Genomic DNA, 24,220 nt, shown 5'->3' with positions numbered 1-24,220 from the left:
CCGGAGATGTCATCTGCCGAGGGAGAGGTACCAGAGCATGATCTGTCTTCCGTAGAAGATGTAGACGATGGCAGCGGTGGAGAGGAAGGGGCCGAAAGGTATGGCGAAGGTGGAGTCCTGCTTGCGGGCGATGATGATGGCGACGCCGATCAGGGAACCGAGCAGCGAGGAGGCGAAGATGATGAAGAGGACGGCCTGCCATCCGAAGAAGGCGCCCATCATCGCCATCAGCTTGATGTCTCCGCCACCCATACCGTCCTTCTTGGTCACCACCGAGTAGGCGAAGGCGATCAGCAGCAGGCTGCCGCCGCCGGCCAGGATGCCGATCAGGGAGTTCTGCCAGCCGAAGCGGGGAATGAAGAAGGAGAACAGGAAGCCTACCACGATCCCCGGGAGGGTGATGACGTCCGGGATGATCTGGTGCTCCAGGTCGATGAAGGTGATGGTGACCAGGGCGGAGCAGAAGATGAAGAGCACGGCGAAGCTCAAGCCGAGGTCGAACTTTACCAGCAGGCAGACGGTGAGCACGCCGTTGATCAGCTCCACCACCGGGTATTGCGGGGAGATCGGCTCGCCGCACCCCCGGCAGTGCCCCTTCAGCAGGAGGTAGCTCAGGATCGGGATGTTGTCGTACCAGCGGAGGCGGTAGTCGCAGATGCGGCAGTGGGAAGGGGGGAAGGCCACCGACTCCTTCTTGGGAATGCGGCAGATGCAGACGTTCAGGAAGGAGCCGACCACAGCGCCCAGGATGAAGCCGAATACGTAGAGCAGGTACGGAAAGAGCACGTGGGACCTCGCGCGATAGTTGAAAGGAAAGGCCGCATCAGTATACCGGAAATGCCTGTCATTTCCTAGCTGCTAAAACGCCGCTGCTCCGGTTCGGGAAGCAGCGGCGTTGTCAGGTTCACAGTCTGCCGGGCTAGCGCAGGCGCTGGATCTTGGCGAGGCTCTCTTCGAGGAGCTTCTTCTTGTTCTCGAACTCCCCTACCTTCTCGCGCTCCTTCTCGACCACGTCGGCGGGGGCGCGCTCCACGAAGCTCGGGTTCTCAAGCTTCTTGGAGAGGAACTCGATGTCCTTGTCGATCTTGGCGATCTCCTTGTTGAGGCGCTTTTCCTCCTCCTCGACGTTCACCAGCCCCTTCAAGGGGACGATGATCTCCACGTCGCCTGCCACCTGCAGCGATGCCTCGGCAGGCCGCTCCACCCCCTGTCCGATGGCGAGATCGGAGAGGCGAGCGAGGCTCATCACGTACACCTCGTTCTTCTTCAGAAGCTCCAGGCTCTCCCGCGACTTGCAGTCGAGCAGCGCGGCGATCTGCTTGCTGGGGGGGACCTCCATCTCGCCCCTGATGTTCCTGATCCCCTTGATGACGTCCATCACCAGTTCCATCTCGGCGGCGGCGCCGGCGAAGGCGGACCACTCCTCGCGCGCCTTCGGGAAGGGGGCGATCATGATGGAGGAGGCCTCCTGGCCGGTCCTGGGGAGCGCCTGCCAGATCTCCTCGGTGATGAAGGGCATGAACGGGTGCAGCAGGCGGAGCAGGTTCTCCAGGGTGAGCCAGAGCACGTACTTGGCGGTGAGCTGCCGCTCGGCGTCACCCTTGTAGAGGTCGTCCTTGATCAGCTCGATGTACCAGTCGCAGAACTCGCTCCAGGTGAAGCGGTAGAGATCGCCGGCCGCATCGTTGAACTTGAAGGTGGTGAGGTTCTCCTCCACCGAGGCGGCGGTCTCGTTCAGCCGGAAGAGGATCCACTTGTCGGCGTTGGAGAGCTGGAGCTTGGACGCATCGACCGAGGCCGGATCGAATCCCTCCAGGTTCATCATGGCGAAGCGGGAGGCGTTCCAGATCTTGTTGGCGAAGTTGCGGTAGCCGGCGATCCGCTCCTCGGCGAGCTTGATGTCGCGCCCCTGCGCCGCGAAGGCCGCCAGGGTGAAGCGGAAGGCGTCGGTGCCGTAGGCGTCGATCACCGTCAAGGGATCGATCACGTTCCCCTTGGACTTGCTCATCTTCTGCCCCTGGGCGTCGCGCACCAGGGCGTGGATGTAGACGTCCTTGAAGGGGACCTCGTCCATGAAGTGCAGCCCCATCATCATCATGCGGGCCACCCAGAAGAAGAGGATGTCGAAGCCGGTCACTAACGTCGAGGTCGGGTAGAAGGCGGAGAGCTCCGGGGTCTGGTCGGGCCACCCCATGGTCGAGAAGGGCCAAAGGGCCGAGGAGAACCAGGTGTCGAGCACGTCGGTCTCCTGGCGGATCTCGTCGGAGCCGCACTTGGAGCACCTGCTCGGGTCTTCCTTGGCGACGGTGACGCCGCCGCAGTGGTCGCAGAACCAGGCGGGGATGCGGTGCCCCCACCAGATCTGGCGGGAGATGCACCAGTCGCGGATGTTCTCCATCCAGTCGTAGTAGGTGTTCTCCCACTGCTGGGGAACGATGCGGGTGCGGCCGTCCTTCACCGCCGCCAGCGCGCGCTCGGCCAGGGGGCCGACCTTCACGTACCACTGCAGGGAGAGGTAGGGCTCCACCACGGTCTTGCAGCGGTAGCAGCCGCCCACCGACAGCGCGTGGTCCTGGATCTTCTCCAAAAGCCCCGCCGCCTCCAGGTCCGCCACCACCTGTTTCCTGGCGGTGAAGCGGTCCATCCCCTCGTACTGCTTGCCGGCGGCGTTCACCACGCCGGACTCGTCGAAGACGTTGATCTTGTCGAGGCCATGGCGCAGGCCGACCTCGAAGTCGTTGAAGTCGTGGGCCGGGGTGATCTTGACCACGCCGGTGCCGAACTCCAGGTCGACGTAGTCGTCCGCCACGATGGGGATCTCGCGGTTGACCAGCGGCAAGAGGACCTTCTTGCCGACCAGGTGCTTGTAGCGGTCGTCAGCCGGGTTGACGGCCACCGCGGTATCGCCCAGCATGGTCTCGGGACGGGTGGTTGCCACCACCAGCACCTCGTCGCTCCCCACCACCGGGTAGCGCAGGTGCCAGAGGTTCCCCGCCTTGTCCTCGTGCTCCACCTCGATGTCGGAGAGCGCGGTGTGGCAGCGCGGGCACCAGTTGATCAGCCGGTTGTCACGGTAGATGAGCCCTTCCTCGTAGAGGCGGACGAACACCTCGCGCACCGCCTTGGAGAGGCCGGCGTCCATGGTGAAGCGCTCGCGCTCCCAGTCGCAGGAGGCGCCCAGGCGCTTGAGCTGGCCGATGATCTGGCCGCCCGACTCACCCTTCCACTGCCAGACCCGCTCGATGAAGCCATCGCGGCCGAGCTCGAAGCGGTCCTTCTTCTCGGCGGCCAGCTGGCGCTCCACCACGTTCTGGGTGGCGATGCCGGCGTGGTCGGTGCCCGGCATCCAGAGCACGTTGTAGCCGCTCATCCGCTTCCAGCGGCAGAGGACGTCCTGCAGGGTGTTGTTGAGCGCGTGGCCCATGTGCAGCACCCCGGTGATGTTGGGGGGCGGGATGACGATGCTATAGGAAGGCTTGTCGGAGGGGACGGTGGCGTGGAAGTAGCCCTTCTCCTCCCACTCCTGGTACCAGCGCTGCTCGACGCTCTTCGGCTCGTAAACCTTTTCCAGCTCTCTTTTTGCCATGGTGAAGCTACCTCGTTTCTTGGTTTCTGTCTGACCAGTCTGACAGATCTGACTGGTCAGAGGCCAGACTAAAAAAGGGGATCGTGAAATCCCCTTTTCCGGCACTGCGGGCGGTCCTGAGGCGGAATCCCTACCCCCGGATCCCTTCCTTCAGCTTCTTGATCTCTTCCTTGATGAGCACCTCCGCCAGGTCGGGTACCACTTCCCAGACGATGCGCTCTATGACGTCCCTGGACAGGTTGGAGAGGGCAGCGACGATTGCCTCCTCGCTGACGGCTGCTGCCGGCGCTGCTGTGGCCGCCGCGGCAGGCGCCACGGCAGGCGCGGCCTGCGGTTCGATGGGGGGAATCGGCGCGGCAGCCTCGAAGGCGGGTGCGGCGGGAGCCGCCTCGAACGCGGGTGCGGCGTCAAATGCGGCGATGGGTGCCGCCTCCATCACTTCCTGCAGGGAAACCGGCTCGTACTCCGGCAGTTCGAAGACCGCCTCCTGGGTGGTTTCGACCTCCGCCACCAGCTCGGCGTCGTAGTCGCCGTAGGGGGTCTCTTCCAGGACGAACAGCTCTTCGGCGGAGGCTTCCAGGGCCGGCTCCTCGACCAGTTCCACGGCGGCACCGGTCTCCAGGACCGCCTCGTCTTCTTCCTCGAAGCTGAAGATCTGCTCGGCCTCGAAATCGCCACCCGGCTCGATCACCCCGAAGCCACCGGCGGGAGCTTCCTCCTCCAGGTCGAAGGCGCCCCACAGATCGTCCTCCATGCTCGCCTCGACGATCTCCTCCTGGTACTCGGGAACAGCCGGAGCGGCGTAGGATGGCGCGGCCGCGGGCTGCACCGGAGCGGGGGCAGGCTCGCGCACAGCTGCGGCGGGGGGAGCTTTTACCGCGGCGGGCTCGGCGAAGGAGGACATGGTGTCCAGCGAGGAGAGATCTCCCCAGATATCTTCGGCCGCACCGGCCGGCTCGGGCGCGGCCGCGACAGGGGCGGGAGCGGCCTTCCTGGCCTTGCCGACCTCCAGGAGCTCCTTGACCTTGTCGATCAACTGCTGGGACTCGAAGGGCTTGGAGATGCTGGCGTCGGCGCCGCAGCTACGCTCCTTTTCCTCGTCCACGGGCTCGAAGGCGCCGATCAGCAACAAGAGCGGGGTAGCACTCAGCCTGGGGTCGCGCCGGATCTCGGCGCAGACCTCGTAGCCGGTTTTGCCGGGCATCAGGGCATCGACCAGCATCAGGTCGGGCTGGATCTCGCGGGCCTTGTCGAGGGCGGCGTTGCCGTTGTCCACCACGGTCAGCTCGAACTCCTCGTTGGCAAAGATGATCGCCACGACTTTCTGGATGGTGATGCTGTCATCGGCGAGGAGCAGTCTATTGCCCATCTATTCCCCCTCTACTCTTGGAAACCGTTGGTCAGGCGTTCGTGGCTAGCGGATGTAGTTTAATTTATTCAGGCTTCGCGCGCCGCCCGGCCAGGGAAAAAACGGGGAAAAACTAGCATAAAGCGGCGTATGAGTCAAGGTATTTGCCCTTTTCTGATTAATCACTGATCATGGAGATGCGCCATCTCGCGCAGCTCAGGGGGCACCGTGAAGAGCACCGAGGCCAGGGTAGAGAGTTCCGCCCGCAACTGGTTGAACTGGTGCACGTTCTTGTAGTCCACCCGCGCGGTCAGCAGGATGACGAAGGTATCGGAGACCGGGTCGATCCAGATGGAGGAGCCGGAGTAGCCGGTGTGGCCGAAGGAGACCTTGGAGAACCCCAGCCCGCGGGGGGAAGAGTACGGCGAGGAGATGTCCCAGCCCAGCCCGCGGATCACCTCGCCGCCGCGGGCGAAATAGGGGGCGGTCATCTGCTCCACCGTCCTTTGGGCGAGCACCCTCTTGCCGTCCAGCACCCCTCCCGAAAGCATCATCCTGCAGAACTTGGCCAGGTCCCCCGCCGTGGAAAAGAGGCCGGCATGCCCGGCGACCCCGCCCAGGCGCCGCGCCTGCTCGTCCTGCACCTCCCCCTGCACGAGCTGCTCGTCGCGGAGGGTGGGCGAGCAGCGCAGCCGTTCAGCCGGGTTGAAGGAGGTCTCCGCCATCCCCAGCGGCCGGTAGAAGGAGGCCTGGCTGTAGAGGTCGATCCCCGCCCCGGTCGCCCTTTTCACCAGCTCGGCCAGCAGGATGAAGTTCAGGTCTGCGTAGCGGAAGCGGCTTCCCACCTCCCCCTTGAGCTTCTGGAGGGCGGCGCCCTGGATGGCGCTCTTCATCGGCTCTTCCTTGGCGAGCGGGATGTCGTCCAGCCCGGAGGTATGGGTTAAGAGGTTCAGGACCAGCACGTTCTCCTTGCCGTGGCCGGAGAGCTCCGGGAACCATTTCTCCACCGGGTCCAGCAGGGAGAGTCTCCCCTCCTCGGCCAGCTTCAGGATGGACGGCGTGGTGGCCAGCACCTTGGTGAGGGAGGCCAGGTCGAAGATGGTATCGGTGGTCATGGGGGAGGCGTCCGGCAGCGGCGATACCCGGCCGTAGGCCCGCTGGAAGACGACCCGGTCGCGGCTGCCGATCAGGACGACGCCCCCCGCGATCAGCTTGCGGCTGATGGCGTCGTCGACCAGGGCGTCGATCCTGGCCGAATCCGCAGCGAAGGAGACGGTGGCGAGGGCGAGCAGGACCACACAGACGAGAGCTGATAAAAGGGTCACTACGGATCGTGACCGAAGGATTGCCATAACAATCTATTCCAGGTTCTGCACGCTTGTACGCGGGTGGCGTAAGGGGGTGATTGATCAGATATTTCAGGCCGATAGGCCCCGGGAGAAGGTACGACAATGCGCGCTCAAGGTCAAGCAGTATTGTGGAGTGCATGGACGACGCGGACGGGGTGGACGAGGTGGACGGACGGGGCAGGAAAAGAACGACGTCCGCCGTGCTGAGCAAAGGGTGAAAAGGAGGTCCCCTCCCCGTCAAGGGGAGGGGCAGGAGCTTGCCCGACGTGGCCTTCAGGCGGAGGCGGGTGAGGATGGGCCTTGCTCCGCGGCGGCGCTGTCGCCAAGGACCAGCGGAATCTCCACGTGGAAGATGGAGCCCACCCCCTGGCGGCTCTCGGCCCAGATCCGCCCCTCCATGAGCTCGATGATCCGCCGTGCCAGGGTGAGGCCGAGACCCAGCCCCGGATAGGCCCGGGTGATGGCGCCGTCGGACTGGGTGAAGTCGTTGAAGATCCGCTCCAGGTCCTCTTCGGCGATGCCGATGCCGGTATCGGCCACCGCGAAGTGGACCAGCAGGCCGCTTCCCGAGCTGCCGCGCAGGGCGTCCAGCGCCACTTCCCCCTGGGCCGTGAACTTGACGGCGTTGCCGAGCAGCACCGAGAGCACCTTGTGCAGCATCCCCTGGTCCGCCACCACCGTTTCCGGGAGCTCCGGGTCCACCGACAGGGAAAGCTTCAGCCCCTTGGAAACGGCCAGCGGCCCAAGCTCCGCGGCCAGGGAATCGAGGAAGGGCTTGAGCTGGAAGGGACGCTGTTCCAGATGCACCTCGTCCCCTTCCAGGCGGCTGGTCTCAATCAGGTCCTCGATCAGCCCCAAAAGTTTCATGGCCGCCTTCTGCACCAGGGAGAGGTACTTGCGCTTCTCGTCGTCCTCCTCGCTGGTCAACACCAGGTCGGTCATGCCGATGATCGGGGTGAGCGGCGTGCGCAGCTCGTGGCTTACCCCGCGCAGGAACTCCTTCTTGGTGCGGTCGGCCGCTGTGGAGAGGTTCTCCAGCAGGTCGCGGTAGCGCTTCATCTCCAGGTGGTTCTTGACCCTCGCCCTCACCACGTGGGGGGTGATCGGCTTGGTGATGTAGTCGATGGCCCCCAGCTCCAGCCCCCTGATCTCGTCCTCCTCCTGGATCATGGCGGTCACGAAGATCACCGGGATGTCGCGGGTGGCCGGGTCCCCCTTCAGGATGCTGCAGACCTCGTAGCCGTCCATGCCGGGCATCATGATGTCCAAAAGGATCAGGTCCGGCTTGTCCTCCCGGATCAGGTCGAGGGCCTCCGCCCCGCTGGTGGCGAAGATCATCTCGTACTCGTCGCCCAGGCTCTCGCTGACCACCTCGATGTTGGCCGGGGTATCGTCCACGATCATCACGTTTTGCCGTCTCATGCGGTGTCCCTTTCTTCAGCCGGCGGTTCGGAGGGTATCCCGGGGAAGGTGGAGAGCAGCTGTCGGGCCTTCTTGAAATCGAGCTTGTCCAGGCAGAGCTCGAGCGCCTTCAGTTCCTTGACAAAGGTGCCGGCCGGGATGACCCCGGCGAAGAGGGCGAACTGCCTCTTGGCGTCCAGGCTGTTCCTGGCCAGCAGCCGCAAGAGCTTGGCGGCTTCCTCGGCCAGCCGGGCCGGTTCCAGCACGGCGGCCCGCTCGGCAGCTAAGCCGCCGGACCACCCATTTAAGGTACCTTGCAGCCCTGCCCCGGTCAAGGCGGGGGGGCGCGGTTCCCGGTCGGGAGGTAGCTGCCCGCGGGAGAGCGCCCGCACGATGCCGTCCAGCACCAGCGCCGGGCGGCTGGAGGCAACCACCCCGCTCAGGCCGAGCTGCCGTGACTGCTGCCGGATCTGCTCCAGCTGGCAGCCGGTGGCGGCAGCAAGCGCGGGGAGGTCGCTATGGCGGCTGGAGATATCCCGGCAGACCACCCGGATCCCGTCCTCCCCAGCGGTGGCGCCGTCGATGACCACCAGGTCGTAGGGAGGCGCGCCGGAAGGTGCCGGCTCGCTCAGGGCCGCCAAGGCCGCCGGCACGTTCTCCACGAAGTCCAGTGAGAGCGGCAGGCCGTGCAGCAGGCCGCACAGCTTGTCGCGCGACTCCAGGTCCCCATCGAGCACCAAAAGGCGCAGGCTGTCCAGTTCCTGGTCGAGAGTGGCCTTGGGAGGCTCGCCCGCCGCCGGCAGCTGGAAGCCGACCGTGAAGTAGAAGCTGGAACCGACGCCGGCGCTGCTTTGCACCCGCAGCTCGCCTCCCATCAGCTCGACCAGCTGGCTGCTGATGGAAAGCCCCAGGCCGGTCCCGCCGTACCTGCGGGTGGTGGAGCTGTCTGCCTGGGTGAAGGGGGTGAAGATCTTCTCGATCTGGTCCGGGGAAAGACCGACGCCGGTGTCCTTGACGCAGAAGTGGACGCAAAGCGACTCGGTGCCGCGCTCGACCGGCTTCACCTCGACCACCACCTCCCCCCGCTCGGTGAACTTGACCGCGTTCCCCACCAGGTTGTTCAGCACCTGGGTGAGCCGCAGCGGGTCCCCCAAAAGGCGCTTGGGAAGCTGGGGGGCCAGCCGGACCCGCAAGCCGATCCCCTTCTCCCTCGCCTTGACGCTGAACAGGTCGGAGATCGCCCCCAGCACCTCGGCCGGGCTGAACTCGGTCCTCTCCAGCTCCACCCTCCCCGCTTCGATCTTGGAGAAGTCCAGGATGTCGTTGATGATGTCGAGCAGGGTCTGCCCGGAGGAGCAGATCTTCTCCAGGTATTCACGCTGCTTGGCGGTCAGCTCGGTCTGCAGGGCGAGCCTCCCCAGGCCGATGATGGCGTTCATGGGGGTGCGGATCTCGTGGCTCATGCCGGCCAGGAACTGGCTCTTGGCCCGGCTGGCCGCCTGGACCAGGTCGCGCTCCCGGCGCAGGGTCTGCGCTTCCAGCTTGGCGGTGATGTCCTCCACCACCCCGGTCAGGTATCTCGGCTCCCCCCCCTCCCCGCAGACCAGCGACTTGGTGAGGTTGACAAAGACCAGCGAGCCGTCCTTGCGTAGCTGGCGGAGCTCCATGGAGTAGTTCTCGATCTCGCGTGCCACCAGCCGGCCGCTTTGCGCCCGCTCGGCGGGGAGGTCCTCGGGATGCACCATCTCGTCCAGGCTCCGCCCGAGCAGCTCGCCCTGCTGGTAGCCGAGGATGTCGCAAAAGCGCCTGTTGATCCTGATCACCTTGCCGTCCAGGTCGAAGTGGCAGATGCCGACCGCCGCCTGCTCGAAGGTGTCGCGGAAACGCTGCTCGCTCTCCTTGAGCTGCTGCTCCGCCTGTTTGCGGTAGGTGATGTCGGTGAGGATGCCCAAAAGGCCGTGCACCGTCCCCGCCTCGTCCTTGAGGGGGATGAGCGCCTTGCTGACCCAGCTGCCGTCACGGTCCCGCTGCTCGTCGCGCTCCTCCGGGGTGCCGGCCGCCATCACGCGCGCGTCGTCGTCCAGCCTTTTTCTGGCCATCGGTTCCGGGAAGAGGTCGTAGTCGGTCTTGCCGAACACGTCCTTCGGTTGCAGGCCGAGCTGGCGCGCGAAACTGGAGTTGCAGGAAAGGTAGACGGAGTTGTGGTCCTTCAGGAAGATGCGCTGGGGGAGGTTCTCGATCAGGGCGCGGTAACGTTTTTCGAAGAAGAGAGCGCTTTCGGCCTCCTTGCGGGCTATCTCTTCGCGGCGACTGGCGGCCCCTTCCGACTGCCGGCGCCAGACCATCCAGAGCAGGGTAGCGGCCCCCGCCATCATCAGCATCAGCCAGAAGACGGTGACCCCGTCCCCGACCAGCGCGAACAGGGCACTCCAAAGAACGAGCAGCACGCAAAGGAGCAGTCCCCGGGCCAGGTTGCGTCGCATAAGGTGAGGTGCCGGTGCTGCCGCAAAGCGCATGGGTCCACCTGGATGGCGAGGATTTCGGCAGTGCTCTGCCGGTTGGAAAGGGGTTGCGGCCGCGGGCCGCCCGACACTGCAGACGTTAATTACTGTTCATCGGCCGCTTCACATAAAACATGAGCAAAAAGCGTTTTCGGGGCCCAAATTGCCCCGCCCGGAAAGCTAACCCTCTCCCCGCACTCTCCCTCCTCCGCTTTTGGGCTCCGTACCTTGTTCCTATTGACACAACCGCCAATGTCCCCTCTCCCGGAGGGCGAGGGCGAGTTGGCAAAGGGCGGGGGGGAACGGGCAAGATGGTGATAGAGTCAGGGCAGAGTTTTGGAACGCTTTATGCTGATCATAACCGTGTCATGCCGCAACGCGGCGGGCCGATTCGTCGTAAGGGGGTGAAGACATGGGAAAAGTGGTCCTGTACGTTCGCGACGAGAAGCTCCTGGAGAGCTTAAAAAAGAGGCTGCTGGAGAGGGGATTTGCTGAAATAATAGCTTCCGCCACTCCTGGCGAACTTTATGCCGAGTCCATCGAAAACAATCCGGAGATCGCCGTCATCGAGTACTCCTCGTCCGAGCAGGAAGTGAGCGGGATGGTGAAGAAACTCTGGGACAAGCTGAGTATCCCCATCATCATGATCGCGGAAGATGGGGATCTGAAGAGCGTGCAGACCTGGGGCGAGTCGGTGGTATCGACCATCCTGGCCAAGCCGGTGCGGGAGGAGGAGCTGATGGCGGCCCTGGTGCTCTCGCTGGCGGCCGCCCGCCGGGTGGAAAAGCTCAAGGAGGAGGTCGCCAACCTGAAGGAGAACATCGAGAGCCGGAAGCTCGTGGAAAAGGCGAAGGGAAGGCTGATGGAGCGGGACAAACTGACCGAGGCGGAGGCCTTCCGCCGAATGCAGAGGCTCGCCATGGACCGCAGGATCTCCATGCGGCAGCTGGCCGAGGCCATCCTGCTCACCGACCGGATCGGCTGCTAGACGGCGGAGCGGAGCCATGACCGGCCACCTCCGCGCGGATGATCACCCCAAGGGGGACCGCCCTGCCGGCGCCTTCGCCCCCTGGCACCGATTCGAAGCCTGCTTCAGCAACCTGTTCTGGCTGCCATGCCTGCTCTGCTCGCTGTGCATGGCCCTCTTCGAAATATTTTTTCCCGATTGAGGTTGACACCGAAGCCCGCAATAACTATATTTCAGCTAAATAAAGGGGAGTAGCTCTCGGCATCGTCGATGCCGACCCGCAGTTCGTCAGGACGGCCTTATGGCCCGGACGCGGGGCAATGACAACCGTCAACGCATGCAAGACCTTTATCCAGTGCGACAACGCTCCGGGTAAAGGTCTTTTTTATTAGCCCGGTGACCCCAACGAGGAGGAACCACATGAACAGATTGAAGACCGCAGTACTGCTGACAGCCTTGACCCTTTTGATGGTGGCGCTGGGTAGCGCCATCGGGGGCCGCGGAGGGATGATGTTCGCCTTCGTCATGGCCTGCGGCATGAACCTCTTCTCCTACTGGTTCTCGGACAAGATCGTGCTGCGCATGTACGGCGCCCAGGAGATCACCGAGATGGAGAACCCCGGCTTCTACGGCATGGTGAGAAAGCTGAGCCTGCAGGCCGGCATCCCGATGCCCAAGGTCTATATCATCCCCTCCGATAGCCCCAACGCCTTCGCCACCGGCAGGAACCCGGAACACGCGGCGGTGGCCGCCACCGAGGGGATCATGCGGATTCTCACCCCGGAAGAACTGGAGGGGGTGATGGCCCACGAGCTCACCCACGTCATCAACCGCGACATCCTGGTCTCCACCATCGCCGCCACCTTGGCCGGCGCCATCTCCATGGTGGGGAGCATGGTCCGCTGGGGCGCCATGTTCGGCAGCCGCAGCGACGACGACGAAAACGGAGGGCTGGCCGGTGCGCTGGCCATGTCGATCATCGCCCCCATCGCGGCCATGCTGATCCAGCTGGCCGTCTCCCGGTCGCGCGAGTACATGGCTGACGAGGGTGGAGCGAAGCTGTGCGGGCGCCCGCTCTCCCTGGCCAACGCGCTGAGAAAGCTGGACTCCGGTTCCCGTATGCTCCCCATGGAAGAGGCCCGGCCGGCCACCGCGCACCTGTTCATCGTCAATCCGCTCACCGGCGGGGGGATCATGCAACTCTTCTCCACCCACCCGCCCATGGAGGAAAGGATCGCCAGACTGGAGCGGATGGCGCGCTAACCGGAGGTAACCGTGGACGTTCATACCCTTCTCTGGCTGCTCTTTGCCGGGGTGATCAGCATCATGTTCCTGGTGGACCTCTGGGTCTTCCGGCACAGTCACGAGATCGCCTTCCGCGAGGCGCTGGGCTGGACACTGCTCTGGGTCCTGCTGGCGGCCGGTTTCGGCGGCGCGGTCTGGTTCTACCTGGGGAGCACCAAGGCGCTGGAGTTCGTCACCGGCTACCTCATCGAGGAATCGCTGTCGGTGGACAACCTCTTCGTCTTCATCATGATCTTTTCCTACTTCGGGGTATCCAAGGCGCAGCAGCCGAAGATCCTGAAGTGGGGGATCATCGGTGCCCTGGTGATGAGGGGGATCTTCATAGTGGCGGGGATCGGCCTGATCGAGCGCTTCCACTGGATCATCTACCTGTTCGGTGCCGTGCTGGTCTACACCGGCGTGAAGATGGCCTTCGGGAAGGAAGGGAAGATCGAGCCGGAAAAGAACCTGCTGGTCCGCCTGTTCAGGAAGCTTTTGCCGGTGACCAGGCGGACCTGGGGGGATAAATTCTTCGTCAGGCGGGGCGGCAAGCTGGCCGCCACCCCGCTCCTTTTGACGCTGCTGGTGGTGGAGTCGAGCGACCTTCTCTTCGCGGTCGACTCCATCCCCGCGGTTCTCGCAGTAAGCCGGGATCCCTTGATCGTATACAGCTCCAACGTCTTCGCCATCATGGGGCTGCGCTCGCTGTACTACCTGCTGGCCAACGTGATGGAGATGTTCGCCCATCTCAAGCTGGGGGTCTCCTGCATCCTCAGCTTCGTAGGCGCCAAGATGCTGCTGACCGACCTGGTGGAGATCCCCCTCCACTTTTCGCTGGGGGTGATCGTCGGCGTGCTGGTGATCTCCGTTTTGTCCTCGTTGCTGTTCGCGGGGAAGGGGAAGAAGCGGGCTAGGGTCTAGGGGCCGTTGCTGGCCAGCTAGCCAGCGGTGGGGAGAGGCGGTTCGGCGGGGGCTTCCTTCTTGGCGATCCGCACCTTGGAAATGGCGGTACGGGTCACTTCTTCGCAGGTCAGAAGGTACTCGCGCAACTCCAGCGTTTCCCCCTGTTCGGGGAATCCGCCGATCCGGTCCAGGATCAGGCCGGCCAGGGTGTCGTAGGGAAGATCCTCGCCCAGGTCCATGTCGAGCAGGTCCTCCAGGTCGGAGATGGAGATGAAGGCATCGACCAGGTAGCTGCCGTCGGCCAGCACCTGGACGGTGCTTGGCTCTCCCACGTCGTGCTCGTCCTGGATCTCGCCCACCAACTCCTCCAACAGGTCCTCGGTGGTGACAATGCCGCTGATCCCGCCGTACTCGTCCACCACGAAGGCCATGTGCACCCGGGTCTTCTGCATCTCCTTCAGGAGTTCACTCACCTTCTTCCCTTCCGGCACGAAGAAGGGGGGGCGCACGATGGAGCGGATGTCGAAATCGGGCTCCTTCACCATCCGGCTCAACAGGTCCTTGCCGTGGATGAAACCTACCGTGTCCTCGATGCTCCCCACATAGACGGGATAGCGGGAGTACATGTTGTCCAAGACACCGTGCAGGATCTCCTCCTTGGGCAGGTTCAGATCGAAGCCGACGATCCTGGTGCGCGGCACCATGACCTCGCGGACGGCGGTGTGGGTGAAGTCGAAGAGGTTGTCGATGAAGGTATGCTCGGTGTCGCTGAAGATGCCGCTTTCATGCCCTTCCGCCACGATGTGCTGCACCTCCTCCCGCGTCATGAACCCCCTCCGCTCCCCTTTCAGCCTGAGCACAGCGAAGACCGCCTTGCTGGAGAGAGTCAGCAGGTAGACCAGCACCCCCGCCACCCGGGCCAGCACCGTGATGGGCTTGGCGACGGCTAAGGCCATGCGGTCGGAGTACTGCAGCCCGATGTTTTTGGGGACCAGCTCGCCCAGGATGAGCAGCAGGTAGGAGATGGTGGCGACCACGATGGTTACCGCCAGTGGCTCGGCGGCGTGGGCGACCACCGGGATGGAGGATTTTTGCAGGAGAGGCCGGAGGTAATCGACGGCAATCACGCCGCCTACCGCCGATGCGGTGGAGCCGATCACGGTCATGCCGATCTGCACGATAGCCAACAGGCGGTGGGGATCCTTCTGGAGAGCGTCGACCATGACCGCGCGCTGGTCTCCCTGGTTCACCAGCTGCGCTATCCAGCTTTTTCTGACGGAGATGATCGCGAATTCAGAGCAGGCGAAGAAGCCATTCAGTATGATGAGGACGGCGATAACGGCGAGTTCAACAAAAACGGTGTCCAAAAATCCTCCCGAAGCGACGTACAGTGGGGCTCAGGCACCCAAACATCAGCAATTGTTCATTTTTACCGTTAACGCCGCTGTTGTCAACCTTTTGTCGCCCAACAGCCCCCCTGCTCTGCCCCATCCTGTCCAGAACCAGCTAGCTTTACCTCTATTCTCTCGGTCATCCCGGCCCTCTCCCTCGCCCTCGGGAGAGGGCCGGGGTGAGGGAAGCCCCATATCTTCGTGCAGAGTTCTCCCCCTAACCCTCTCCCGGGGGGAGAGGGGACCGTGACCGGCAAAATGCCGGGGCGCAAGGGACTGCCAAAATGGGTATGGAGGAGTGGGGGCTTGGTAGGTAGCAAAGGTGTGCACGTGTGCAGGTGTGAGGTCCTTCAGGTGGGGCGGTGAAGCCGTCGGAGGCGCCGGAGGCCACCCGCAAGGTGACCTCCGCCCGACTGACTGCTATTTGCCGATCCTGAAGGTGAGCAGGAATCGCTCCCCCTCGCACTCGAACGGCATCACCATCGCCTCGGAGGTCGAGATGCTTTCCAGGACGTAGTCGCTTCCGTAAATCACGGTGGGGATGGAGAGGTTGATGTCCGCCCCTTTGGGAGAGAAGATGTGCTTTACATCGCCGCCGATCATGTTGGCGATCTCCCCCATGGCATCGTTCACATCCTCGTCGATATCGGTGACCTCCATGCCGAGCATGTTGGAGGTCACTTTCAGTGCCAGACTCTTCGGACAATGGATGGCGAGCAGACCGGAATGGCTCCCCGCCAGGCCCACCATGCTGGTCAGCGTCTCGTGGAAGCTCACCACCGGCTCCATCAGGGGGCTTTGGTCGGCCACCTCCATCATGACCATGGTGGAGAAGACGCCCTTGGTTATCTCCGCGATCTTTGACCTCACATCGTCCTCGGTCAAATTGGCTTCGCTCAAGATTGCTTCATCAAGGCCCATGACATCCCTCCATTTTTAAATAAACGCTAATAGTGTAATGGACACTGTCAAAAAGAAAAGCGTCTATTGACAAAAACAGAGGTGCAGTGAAAAGAGGGGTGCAGCAGAGTCAGCAGATGCGGTGTGCTCCCTTCGCCAATGACAGGCAGAACTCTCCCATGCGCGAAAACTCCCGTAGGAAGATCTCCTCCACCCGCCCCGCAACCTCGGACGCACGTCTCCCCTTCGCCATGTGCAGCTGCGCGTTTGCCATCAGGGGGCGGTCGACGGGGTCGCCGATCCGGCTCAGCAGCATGACGTAGGCACTGTCAATCCCCTCGATGGACTGGCAGATGTCGCGCGCCATGCGGTGGGCCAGCACGTTGTAGATCTTGCCTACGTGGCTCATGGGATTCTTACCGGCGGCGGCCTCGGTGCCGATGGGGCGCCCGATGGGGATCAGGCCGTTCACCCGGTTCCCCCTCCCCACCTGCCCGGAGTCGGCGTCTTCGGCCGAGGTCCCCAGCAAGGAGAGGTAGACCCCGCCAAGCCCACGTCCCGGCTGGTCCAGGGTGTTGTAATGCAGGGAGACCTTGCTGAACCTCGCCACCCGCTCACCCACGAACTGCCGCAGCTGGCAGGCGATCAACTCCTTGCGGGCGAAGTAGTCCCGTTCGGAGGCGATGTGCGTGGCGAGCAGGGGCATGGCCACCGTCAGGTCGAGCTCGTCGCGGCGGCGCAGCCCCATGACCTTGACATCCTCACCGGTGTCGGGAAACAGGCTCTTGAAGCGCTCGCTGTTCAACTCCCTCTCCACCGCCAGCACCGCCTCCTCGGTGGGGCTCAGGGGATAGTAGCCGACCGCGGCCGAGGTGTCGTTTGCCTCCCTGATGCTACCGGGGCGGTCGAAGATATCGGTCAGCTCCTCCGAACCCGGCGCCAGCTTTACGCGGTAGCTCAGGTGACGCTCCGGGTCGACGTTTGCCAGGTGGGAGCCGATCCAGCCTTTGGCAGCGTCAAGGACGATCTGATGCACGTCGATCTCCCTGCCAAAGGCGGTAAAGGTCGCGCGGTCGCCGATGGTGAGCTCCATCGGCTCGATCAGCTCACCGCCGCCGAACCGCTTCTCCACCCGTCCCGCGGCTAGCAGTCCCTTGTCGATATTGTGATGGAGGATGGTGCCGAACTCCTGGAGATAGGCCTGGGAGAGGGCCACGGAGATGGCGTCCATCACGCAGTCGCAGATCTGGTCGGGGTGTCCCGTCCCTTTGCGCTCGACGATCTCCACACTCTGCTCGGTAACGTTCACGCCCTTGTATTGCTCGACGACGATCATGGTCGGTCCTTCCTTTGAGGCCTGTGAGGGGAGTGAGGCAGGCTAGTTAGCTGATATAGCGAGAGTTTAGCCGAAAAGGAGAAGGTCGCAAGGAGAAGGGGCCAACCCTCGCCCTCCGGGAGAGGGTGGCCGGAGGCCGGGTGAGGGAAGTCTCAACATGGGGGCAGCTGCGATCGCGGGAAATGCCCACCTTACCGATGGGTCTTACGGAGGGCGGCCGAGAGAGACAAAACGGTGGAATGAGGGGGATTAGTAATGGCGCCTGGTCACGAAGCCGCCCTTGGCGAGCCGCTTCTGCAGCCAGATCCCCAGCCACAGCTTGATGAAACTCCTGGTGAAGGGGAAGAGGAAGAAGATGCCGAGGAAATCGGTGAAAAAGCCGGGCGTCATCAGCAGCACCCCGCCTACCAGCACCAGGGCGCCGTCCAGCAGTTGCGCGGCGGGGAGCCTGCCACGGGAGAGTTCTTCCCGGATCTGCAGGAAGATCCTGAACCCCTGGCTGCGCACCAGCCAGGCACCCAGCAGGCTGATCGCCAGCAGCAGCACTACCGTGGGGAGGGGGCCGATCCAGGAGCCGACCTTGATCAGCAGATAGATCTCGATCACCGGGATGATGGTGAAAAGGATGAGCAGTCTGAACAGCATCGGCTGGTTTCCCTATTTTAGCGGTGGGGAGCGGTCAAGCGGTGGCTACTTCTTGATATCGATGCCGTAGCTCTTGATCTTCCTGTGCAGGTTGCTCCGCTCGAGCTCGATCGCCTCGGCGGTCCGGGAGACGTTCCAGTCGTGCTCCTCCAGCTTCTGCAGGATGAATTCCCGTTCGAACTCCTCGCGCGCCTCGCGCAGGCTGGAGAGCTCCAGCACGCTGTCCAGCTTGCCGGCGGTGGCCTCCCTGCTGCCGGCGTTGGCGCCGATATAATCGGGGAGGTGGTTCAGGGTGATGGTCCCGCCGGGGGTCATGATAATCAGCCGTTCCACGATGTTCTTCAGCTCCCGCACGTTGCCGGGCCACTCGTAGCGCTGCAGTGCCTCCATCGCCTCGGGAACGATCCGCTTGAGATCCCTCCCCTCGCGGCGGCAGAAGAGTTCCACGAAGTGCTGGGCCAACAGCGGGATATCGTCGCGCCGCTCCCGAAGGGGCGGCACCTTGAAGGGTACCACGTTCAGCCGGTAATAGAGGTCCTCGCGGAAATTGCCGTTTTTGATCTCATCCTCGAGGAGCTTGTTGGTGGCGGCCACCACCCGGACGTCCACCTCGATGGTGCGCGTCCCTCCCACCCGCTCGAATTTCTTTTCCTGCAGGATTCTGAGCACCTTGGCCTGGGTCTTCATCGACATGTCGCCGATCTCGTCCAGAAAGAGCGTGCCGCCGTCTGCCAGGTCGAATTTCCCCTTCTTCTGGGCGACCGCGCCGGTGAAGGCGCCGCGCTCATGGCCGAACAGCTCACTTTCGATCAGCTCTTCCGGGATGGCCGCGCAGTTGATCTCTACGAAAGGGTTTTCGCGCCGGTTGCTGTAAAAGTGGACCGAGCGGGCGACCAGTTCCTTGCCGGTGCCGTTTTCACCGGTGATCAGCACCGAGGCGTTGGTGGGAGCCACCATCCGGATCTGCTCCCGCAGTTGCACGATGGCTGCGGAGGAGCCGGTCATCTCGTGACTTTGCAGCATGCCGCGCAGGGAGGCGTTCTCCTCCTTGAGCCGGGTCATGGCCAGGGCGTTCTCCACCATGACCACCACCTTCTCCAGCGAAAAGGGCTTTTCGATGAAGTCGTAGGCGCCGAGCTTGGTCGACTTGACCGCGGTCTCGATGGTGCCGTGACCGCTCATCATGATCACGTTGAGGGCGGGATGGCGCTCCTTCAAGAGCTTGAGCGTCTCGATGCCGTCCATGCCCGGCATCCAGATGTCCAGGAGCACGAGCCCCGGCAGCTCCCGCGCGCACTGGGCGAGCGCCTCCGCGCCGTCCCCCGCGCAGACCGTCCGGTATCCCTCGTCCTCCAGGATGCCGGCCAGCGAGGTACGGATCCCCGCCTCGTCATCAACTATCAAAATGGTGTCAGTCATCGATGACCTCTCACGTCCTTAAGCGAACCGTCCTGTCACTACCTACTGCTGGGATGCAGCGTCACCGTTGCATAATCGACCCGCCCCCTGCAAAGCTTTAACGTTTACTTCCAAGCCAGCCACAGTTCTTGCCAAAGCGGAAACTAGGGAAGCGAACTTTCTGCAAAGGCTTACGGAGAAATGGCCGGAGGGTTCGCCTCCGGCCACCGATACTAACCGGAAAGGCCAAGTTCCTTGGCGAGTTCGCGCCAGGCGTCGAAACTTCTCTCGATCATCCCCTTGTCCACGCAGTAGGCGATCCGGAAATAGCCGGGGGCGCCGAAACCTGCGCCCGGCACCAGCAGGATGCGGTGCTTCTGGGCCACTTTCACGAATTCAACGTCATTGGGAAGCGGAGACTTCGGGAAGAAGTAGAAGGCCCCGTCGGGACGCACCATCTCGAATCCCATTTCAGTGAGCGCGTTGTAGATGAGGTCGCGCTTTTCCTGGTAGGCGGCCATGTCCACCGACTCGTGCTGCAGATCGGCAACCAGCCGCTGCATGAGCGCGGGGGCGTTCACGAAGCCCAGCACACGGTTGGAGAAGATGGCCCCTTCCATGAACTGATCGACGTCCTTCATGCTGGGATTGGCGGCCAGGTAGCCGATCCGCTCGCCGGGGAGCGCCAGGTCCTTACTGTGGGAGGTGACGATGACCGAGTTCTTCACGTGACGGAAGATGTTGGGGACCGCCTTGCCGTCGTAGGAGATCCTGGCGTACGGCTCGTCGGAGATCACGCAGATCTGGCTGCCGAATTCCTGCTCCTTCGCGCTCACCATCTCTCCCAAGGCGGCCAGGCTCTCGGCCGGATAGATGACACCGGTGGGGTTGTTGGGAGAGCAGATGATGATGGCGCGGGTGCTGGCGCTGATGGCAGCGGCGATCTTGGGGATGTCGAGCTGGAAGGTCTCCGGGTCGGTCCAGACCTCGACCGGGACCCCGCCGTGGTTGTCGATGTAGAAGCGGTACTCGACGAAGAACGGCACCAGGATGACCACCTCGTCGCCGGGGTTGAGGATGGTCTTCAAGACCACGTTCAGGGCGCCCCCGGCGCCGCAGGTCATCACCACCTGCCCGGCCTGCACCGGCAGGTCGGAGGCGGCGCTCAGCGACTTGGCCACCGCAGCGCGGGTCTCGAGGTAGCCCGCGTTGTTCATGTAGCGATGCATGCCCGGGATCGGGTCCTGGGCGAGCTTGAGAAAGGCCTGGTTGAAGGCCTCGGGCGGCTCCACGTCCGGGTTGCCGAGGGTGAAGTCGTAGACCTTGTCGGCGCCGTACTGCTGGCGGAGCAGTTCCCCCTCCTCGAACATCTTCCTGATCCAGGACGCCTTGGCTATGAAACCGGAGATCTTGTTGGCTACCACCATATGCGAAGCTCCTTAACGGCAAGATTAAGATTGGGGTTAAGATTAAGGGTTAACTACTAAAAAGGCGAAAGAAGGAGAGCGTGGGACCAACTTACGAGCGGGGACTGGCACCTGTGGAGCCAGTCCTGCCTATGGTTTTCTTGGTCTTAATCTTAATCTCGATCTCGTTTTTGTAGTATTTTCTCTATTTTCCGCAGCACTTCTTGTATTTCTGGCCGCTACCGCAGGGGCACGGCTCGTTGCGGCCGATCTTGTTGCTGATGATCGGCTGCTGGCGCTCGCCGGCAGCATGGCCGTCGGTGAACAGCCACCCCTCCTTCTCCTTCTTGAACTGGGCGCGCTCGTGGTGGACCATCGACTTCCCCTTTTCAGAGAATCGGGCGATGAACTCGACCTCTCCGACGGTGTCGTCTTTGCCGCCGTCCTTGGTGGAGACAATCTCCAGACCCTGCCACTCCGCGCTTTCCGCCCACTGCTTGGTGCCGGCGTGGTCGTACCCCTCGCGGTGCTTGGGGTGGGTGGTTTCGAATATGTAATCGGTCTCCACCTTCACATAGGCGGAATAACGCGAACGCATGAGCGCCTCCGCGGTCTCCGCGGGACGCGCCCCCTTGATAACGGGCTCACAGCATTCGGCGTAGGCCAGACCGCTTCCACATGGACACTGCTCCATCTTTAAACTCCTCCTTCATCCTGATTCGATTGGTAATGCCGTTCACCCTGTCGCAGGGAGGTCAACCACACGGCTTTTAGCCCCAGGAAAGTTGATGTTGCCCTTCGACAAGCTCAGGGCATGCTTCGACAGGCTCAGCTCGAACGGTTGACTTCGAGTACCCCCTCTACCGGCTCTCGCCGGGCTCGGGGCAGGCCGACTTTGCCGGCGTCTTCTAGGCGCTCTGGTAGTCGGCGGCGACCACGGAGGCGCAGACGCTCTTCATGTAGGCGGCAACTTCGTTGGCGTGGTAGGGATCGACCTGGTAGGCCTGCAGGTCTTCCATGGAATCGAACTTGGTGACCAGGGCGATGTCGGCGGAACGCTCGGAATGGATCAGGTCGACGCCGACCTCGAGGTGGCGCAGCTGGCTGACCTTCCCTTCCATGCTGAGCAGAATGTCGCGTGCCTTCTCGACCACTTCAGGGGTCCGCTCTTTCAATTTGAACAGTACGATGTGAGTAATCATCTCTTTCTCCGGAGATTCGTTATTTTAAACCGAATGCCATGTAATACATCGGCCCCCCTCCCCCTGTCAACGGCGGGGTACGTTTAGGTCAATAAAAAATGCAAGAAATGGGTTGCGCTGACACTCCTTTGCTGTTATAAGGACAAACACGACTATTTTAGTCCTATTAGAAAAAAGGTAACGGGGGAAGGAAATGGCTCGTGCTGCTTTGGTGACGGTGTGGGTTTTGTTATTGGGCGTGATCGGGGTGGGCAGCGCGGCGGCCGAGACGGTGCTGTTCGACAACGGCCATGGTGAACGCTTCACCATCTCCAACCCGGGGCCCCTGCAGCTTACCGGCCTTGCCGACATCGTCCGGGAGACCGGAGCGAAAATCGCCCCGCTCAACCAGCCGATCAGCGACGCCTCACTGGCGGGAGTGGACGGGCTGGTAATCTCCGGCGCTTTCAAGCCGCTGCAGGCGGATGAGATCGAAGCGCTGCTGAGGTTCATGGACCGGGGCGGGAAGGTAGCCGTCATGCTCCACATCGCGCCCCCCCTCACCTCCCTGCTCGACCGGCTGGGGGTGGAATACACCAACGGCGTCATCCGGGAAACGGAGAACGTCATCGGCAACAATCCGCTGGACTTCCGCTCTACCCGAATCGGTTCGCATCCCGTAATGAAAGGGGTGACCGAGTTCAGCCTGTACGGCGTCTGGGGGATCCGGAACGCGGATGCCGGGTCACGGGTGGTCGCCGCCACCAGTCCCAAGGCCTGGATCGACCTGCAGGGGGACAACAAGCAGAAAGCGGAGAACACTGCCTCTTTCGGGGTGGCGGTCGCGGGGGAAGTCGGCAAGGGAGGCTTCCTGATCTTCGGGGACGACGCCATCTTCCAGAACAAGTTCCTCGACCAGAGCAACAAAAAACTGGCTGCCAACCTGGCGGCATGGCTCAAATAACCCACCCGCTCACGCGGCAACTACCAAGGAGGGAAGGAACATGGCTCAGACGCTGGAAATCTACAAGTGTGCGGTATGCGGCAACATCGTCGAGGTCTTTCACGCCGGGGACGGCCAACTGGTCTGCTGCGGCAGCCCGATGACCCTGCAGGTGGCCAACACCGTCGAGGCTTCCAAAGAGAAGCACGTGCCGGTGATCGAAAAAGGTGAAGGGACCGTCACCGTGAAGGTGGGCAGCGTGCCGCACCCGATGGAGGAGGTCCACTACATCGAGTGGATAGAGCTGATCGCTGACGGCAAGATCTACCGCCAGGCGCTCAAGCCCGGGGAGGCCCCGGAGGCTACCTTTGTCATCGAGGCAGAGGAGATCACTGCGCGCGAGTACTGCACGCTGCATGGGCACTGGCAGGCATAAGCGGCAGTGGAAGCCCTTCAGGACAGGGGGCGGGATAAGAAGAAAAAAGAGGGGAAAGGCTTGGCGCCTTTCCCCTCTTTTTTTTCATACGGGAGCTCGCGACGAAGACTCCACTTTATCTACTCAAGCACACTCTCCCCTCGCCCTCCGGGAGAGGGGCGGGGGTGAGGGAGGCCACGCACTTCGCGCCTGCTGTGGACAAGCGTGGGGGCAGCGTTGCCCTATTGCGGCGGCAGCTCCCCCTCCCTAGCCCTCCCCCTTCGGGAGAGGGGACTTTCGGACAAGGGCCTGAACTGCCTGAACTGCAGGGACTGCAGGGACTGCTTGGACTGCTTGGACGGTCCGGACTGTCCGGAGTGACTGGCAATTACCTCCCGCTGCGCCTTGAGGCGAAGCCGCCTGAGCGCTGCTGGCGGTTGGCGCTGCCGGTTTCCCGCTGCGGATGTCCTTTGGCAGCTGCTCCTTCCCGTTGGGGGCGCGCTACCCCCGCGTTGCTAGCATTTCCAGCATTTCCAGCGTTGCCAGCATTCCCGGCATTGCCGGCTTTGCCGGGCTTACCGCGTCGCTTTCCCGGGGCTTTCCCTCCCGGTCCACGGCGCTGCCCCTCGCCGGGCTTGGCAGCAGCTCCCTTCTCGTTGCGCTCGCCTTCCGACTTGGGCGCCTTCTCCTTGCGCCTTTGCGGCTCGCGGGGCGGCCTGGCGAACTCCAGGTCCTTTTTGGGAGCGGGCACGCTGTAGTCGAACCCCTCCAGTGTCTTGCGCTCGATCTTGGCTCCCAGCACTTTTTCGATCCGGCGCACCATCAGTTCGTCTTCATCGGTCACCATGGTGAAGGCGTCGCCGGTCCTGGCGGCCCGTCCGGTCCGGCCGATCCGGTGGGTGTAGGCCTCGGGGGTGTCGGGGATGTCGTAGTTGATGACATGGGAGACCTGGGAGACGTCGATGCCGCGCGCCGCGATGTCGGTGGCTACCAGGATCTGGAAGCTGCCGTCCCGGAAACCGTCCAGGGCCGCCTGCCGCCTGTTCTGGGAGAGGTTGCCCTGCAGGGAGGCCGCCTTGTAGCCGCTCTTCTCCAACTGCTCCCCCACCCTCTTGGCGCGATGCTTGGTCTTGGTGAAGATCAGCACGCTCTCGGTGTCGGTGTGGTGCAAAAGCTCGAACAGAAGCGGCGTCTTCAGATGCTGGGGTACCGGGTAGAGGGCGTGAGACACCGTTGCGGCGGCGGTGATCCTCCCGACCTGAACCG

At 63.1% G+C, this 24,220-nt stretch carries 21 protein-coding genes; 6 read left to right on the top strand and 15 right to left on the bottom strand.

Going from position 1 to position 24,220, the window contains the following annotated elements; genetic code table 11:
* Window positions 1–9: 9 nt before the first annotated feature.
* From VJ604_RS03355 to VJ604_RS03330, 6 genes are all read right to left on the bottom strand, one after another.
* Complete coding sequence (locus tag VJ604_RS03355) at window positions 10–786, bottom strand: prepilin peptidase (RefSeq protein WP_324079968.1); 777 nt, start codon at window positions 784–786, stop codon at window positions 10–12.
* Between the two features lie 133 nt (window positions 787–919).
* On the bottom strand, window positions 920–3,586 hold the full coding sequence (locus VJ604_RS03350) for a valine--tRNA ligase (protein ID WP_324079967.1): 2,667 nt from the start codon (window positions 3,584–3,586) through the stop codon (window positions 920–922).
* Between the two features lie 130 nt (window positions 3,587–3,716).
* Window positions 3,717–4,955: a response regulator gene (locus VJ604_RS03345; protein ID WP_324079966.1), complete on the bottom strand. Its 1,239-nt coding sequence runs from the start codon at window positions 4,953–4,955 to the stop codon at window positions 3,717–3,719.
* Window positions 4,956–5,116: 161 nt separating this feature from the next.
* The gene (locus tag VJ604_RS03340; RefSeq protein ID WP_324079965.1) at window positions 5,117–6,259 is read right to left on the bottom strand and encodes a serine hydrolase domain-containing protein; all 1,143 of its coding nucleotides are present in this window, start codon (window positions 6,257–6,259) and stop codon (window positions 5,117–5,119) included.
* A 297-nt stretch (window positions 6,260–6,556) separates the two neighbouring features.
* Complete coding sequence (locus tag VJ604_RS03335) at window positions 6,557–7,705, bottom strand: hybrid sensor histidine kinase/response regulator (RefSeq protein WP_324079964.1); 1,149 nt, start codon at window positions 7,703–7,705, stop codon at window positions 6,557–6,559.
* Window positions 7,702–10,167 carry a PAS domain S-box protein gene (locus VJ604_RS03330; RefSeq protein WP_324079963.1) on the bottom strand — a complete coding sequence of 822 codons (2,466 nt, stop codon included), beginning with the start codon at window positions 10,165–10,167 and terminating at the stop codon, window positions 7,702–7,704. Before VJ604_RS03330 ends, VJ604_RS03335 begins: the two co-directional genes overlap by 4 nt.
* A 430-nt stretch (window positions 10,168–10,597) precedes the next feature.
* Here VJ604_RS03330 and VJ604_RS03325 point away from each other — a divergent pair, with 430 nt between their 5' ends.
* The 4 genes from VJ604_RS03325 (at window position 10,598) to VJ604_RS03310 (ending at window position 13,357) form a co-directional block, all read left to right on the top strand.
* Complete coding sequence (locus VJ604_RS03325) at window positions 10,598–11,173, top strand: ANTAR domain-containing response regulator (RefSeq protein WP_324079962.1); 576 nt, start codon at window positions 10,598–10,600, stop codon at window positions 11,171–11,173.
* 16 nt (window positions 11,174–11,189) lie between these two features.
* The gene (locus VJ604_RS03320; protein ID WP_324079961.1) at window positions 11,190–11,354 is read left to right on the top strand and encodes a hypothetical protein; all 165 of its coding nucleotides are present in this window, start codon (window positions 11,190–11,192) and stop codon (window positions 11,352–11,354) included.
* A 218-nt stretch (window positions 11,355–11,572) separates the two neighbouring features.
* Complete coding sequence (gene htpX, locus VJ604_RS03315; RefSeq protein ID WP_324079960.1) at window positions 11,573–12,415, top strand: zinc metalloprotease HtpX; 843 nt, start codon at window positions 11,573–11,575, stop codon at window positions 12,413–12,415.
* A gap of 12 nt (window positions 12,416–12,427) precedes the next feature.
* A complete protein-coding gene (locus tag VJ604_RS03310) occupies window positions 12,428–13,357 on the top strand; it encodes a TerC family protein (protein WP_324079959.1) in 930 nt (309 codons plus the stop codon).
* 17 nt (window positions 13,358–13,374) lie between these two features.
* Here the strand turns inward: VJ604_RS03310 and VJ604_RS03305 are convergent, their stop codons facing one another.
* The 8 genes from VJ604_RS03305 to VJ604_RS03270 all read right to left on the bottom strand — a co-directional run bounded on the left by VJ604_RS03305 (window position 13,375) and on the right by VJ604_RS03270 (window position 21,617).
* Complete coding sequence (locus VJ604_RS03305) at window positions 13,375–14,706, bottom strand: hemolysin family protein (protein WP_324079958.1); 1,332 nt, start codon at window positions 14,704–14,706, stop codon at window positions 13,375–13,377.
* A gap of 444 nt (window positions 14,707–15,150) precedes the next feature.
* A complete protein-coding gene (locus tag VJ604_RS03300; protein WP_324079957.1) occupies window positions 15,151–15,651 on the bottom strand; it encodes a chemotaxis protein CheX in 501 nt (166 codons plus the stop codon).
* Window positions 15,652–15,760: 109 nt separating this feature from the next.
* On the bottom strand, window positions 15,761–16,966 hold the full coding sequence (locus VJ604_RS03295) for a methionine adenosyltransferase (protein WP_324079956.1): 1,206 nt from the start codon (window positions 16,964–16,966) through the stop codon (window positions 15,761–15,763).
* 249 nt (window positions 16,967–17,215) lie between these two features.
* Window positions 17,216–17,611, bottom strand: a complete 396-nt coding sequence (locus VJ604_RS03290; protein WP_324079955.1) for an FxsA family protein — start codon at window positions 17,609–17,611, stop codon at window positions 17,216–17,218.
* Between the two features lie 45 nt (window positions 17,612–17,656).
* The gene (locus VJ604_RS03285) at window positions 17,657–19,030 is read right to left on the bottom strand and encodes a sigma-54-dependent transcriptional regulator (protein WP_324079954.1); all 1,374 of its coding nucleotides are present in this window, start codon (window positions 19,028–19,030) and stop codon (window positions 17,657–17,659) included.
* Window positions 19,031–19,242: 212 nt separating this feature from the next.
* Entirely contained in the window at window positions 19,243–20,436 is a 1,194-nt protein-coding gene (locus VJ604_RS03280) for a pyridoxal phosphate-dependent aminotransferase (protein ID WP_324079953.1), read from the bottom strand.
* A gap of 184 nt (window positions 20,437–20,620) precedes the next feature.
* Entirely contained in the window at window positions 20,621–21,109 is a 489-nt protein-coding gene (locus tag VJ604_RS03275) for a YchJ family protein (RefSeq protein ID WP_324079952.1), read from the bottom strand.
* A gap of 214 nt (window positions 21,110–21,323) precedes the next feature.
* A complete protein-coding gene (locus tag VJ604_RS03270; RefSeq protein WP_324079951.1) occupies window positions 21,324–21,617 on the bottom strand; it encodes a Dabb family protein in 294 nt (97 codons plus the stop codon).
* Between the two features lie 193 nt (window positions 21,618–21,810).
* On the opposite strand from VJ604_RS03270, the gene VJ604_RS03265 reads away from it, so the two are divergent.
* Entirely contained in the window at window positions 21,811–22,560 is a 750-nt protein-coding gene (locus tag VJ604_RS03265) for a DUF4350 domain-containing protein (RefSeq protein ID WP_324079950.1), read from the top strand.
* A 40-nt stretch (window positions 22,561–22,600) separates the two neighbouring features.
* Window positions 22,601–22,975 (top strand): desulfoferrodoxin, encoded by a 375-nt coding sequence (locus VJ604_RS03260; RefSeq protein WP_324079949.1) that lies wholly within the window; start codon window positions 22,601–22,603, stop codon window positions 22,973–22,975.
* A 367-nt stretch (window positions 22,976–23,342) separates the two neighbouring features.
* Here VJ604_RS03260 and VJ604_RS03255 read toward each other — a convergent pair.
* Window positions 23,343–24,220: helicase-related protein (locus VJ604_RS03255; protein WP_324079948.1), on the bottom strand; the 878-nt coding region annotated here is incomplete at its 5' end.

Source organism: Geomonas sp. (assembly GCF_035254065.1).
In the GTDB taxonomy this organism is placed as follows: domain Bacteria; phylum Desulfobacterota; class Desulfuromonadia; order Geobacterales; family Geobacteraceae; genus Geomonas.
Note: the sequence above shows the minus strand (reverse complement) of the source record. Positions and strands in the feature narration are given on the sequence as shown.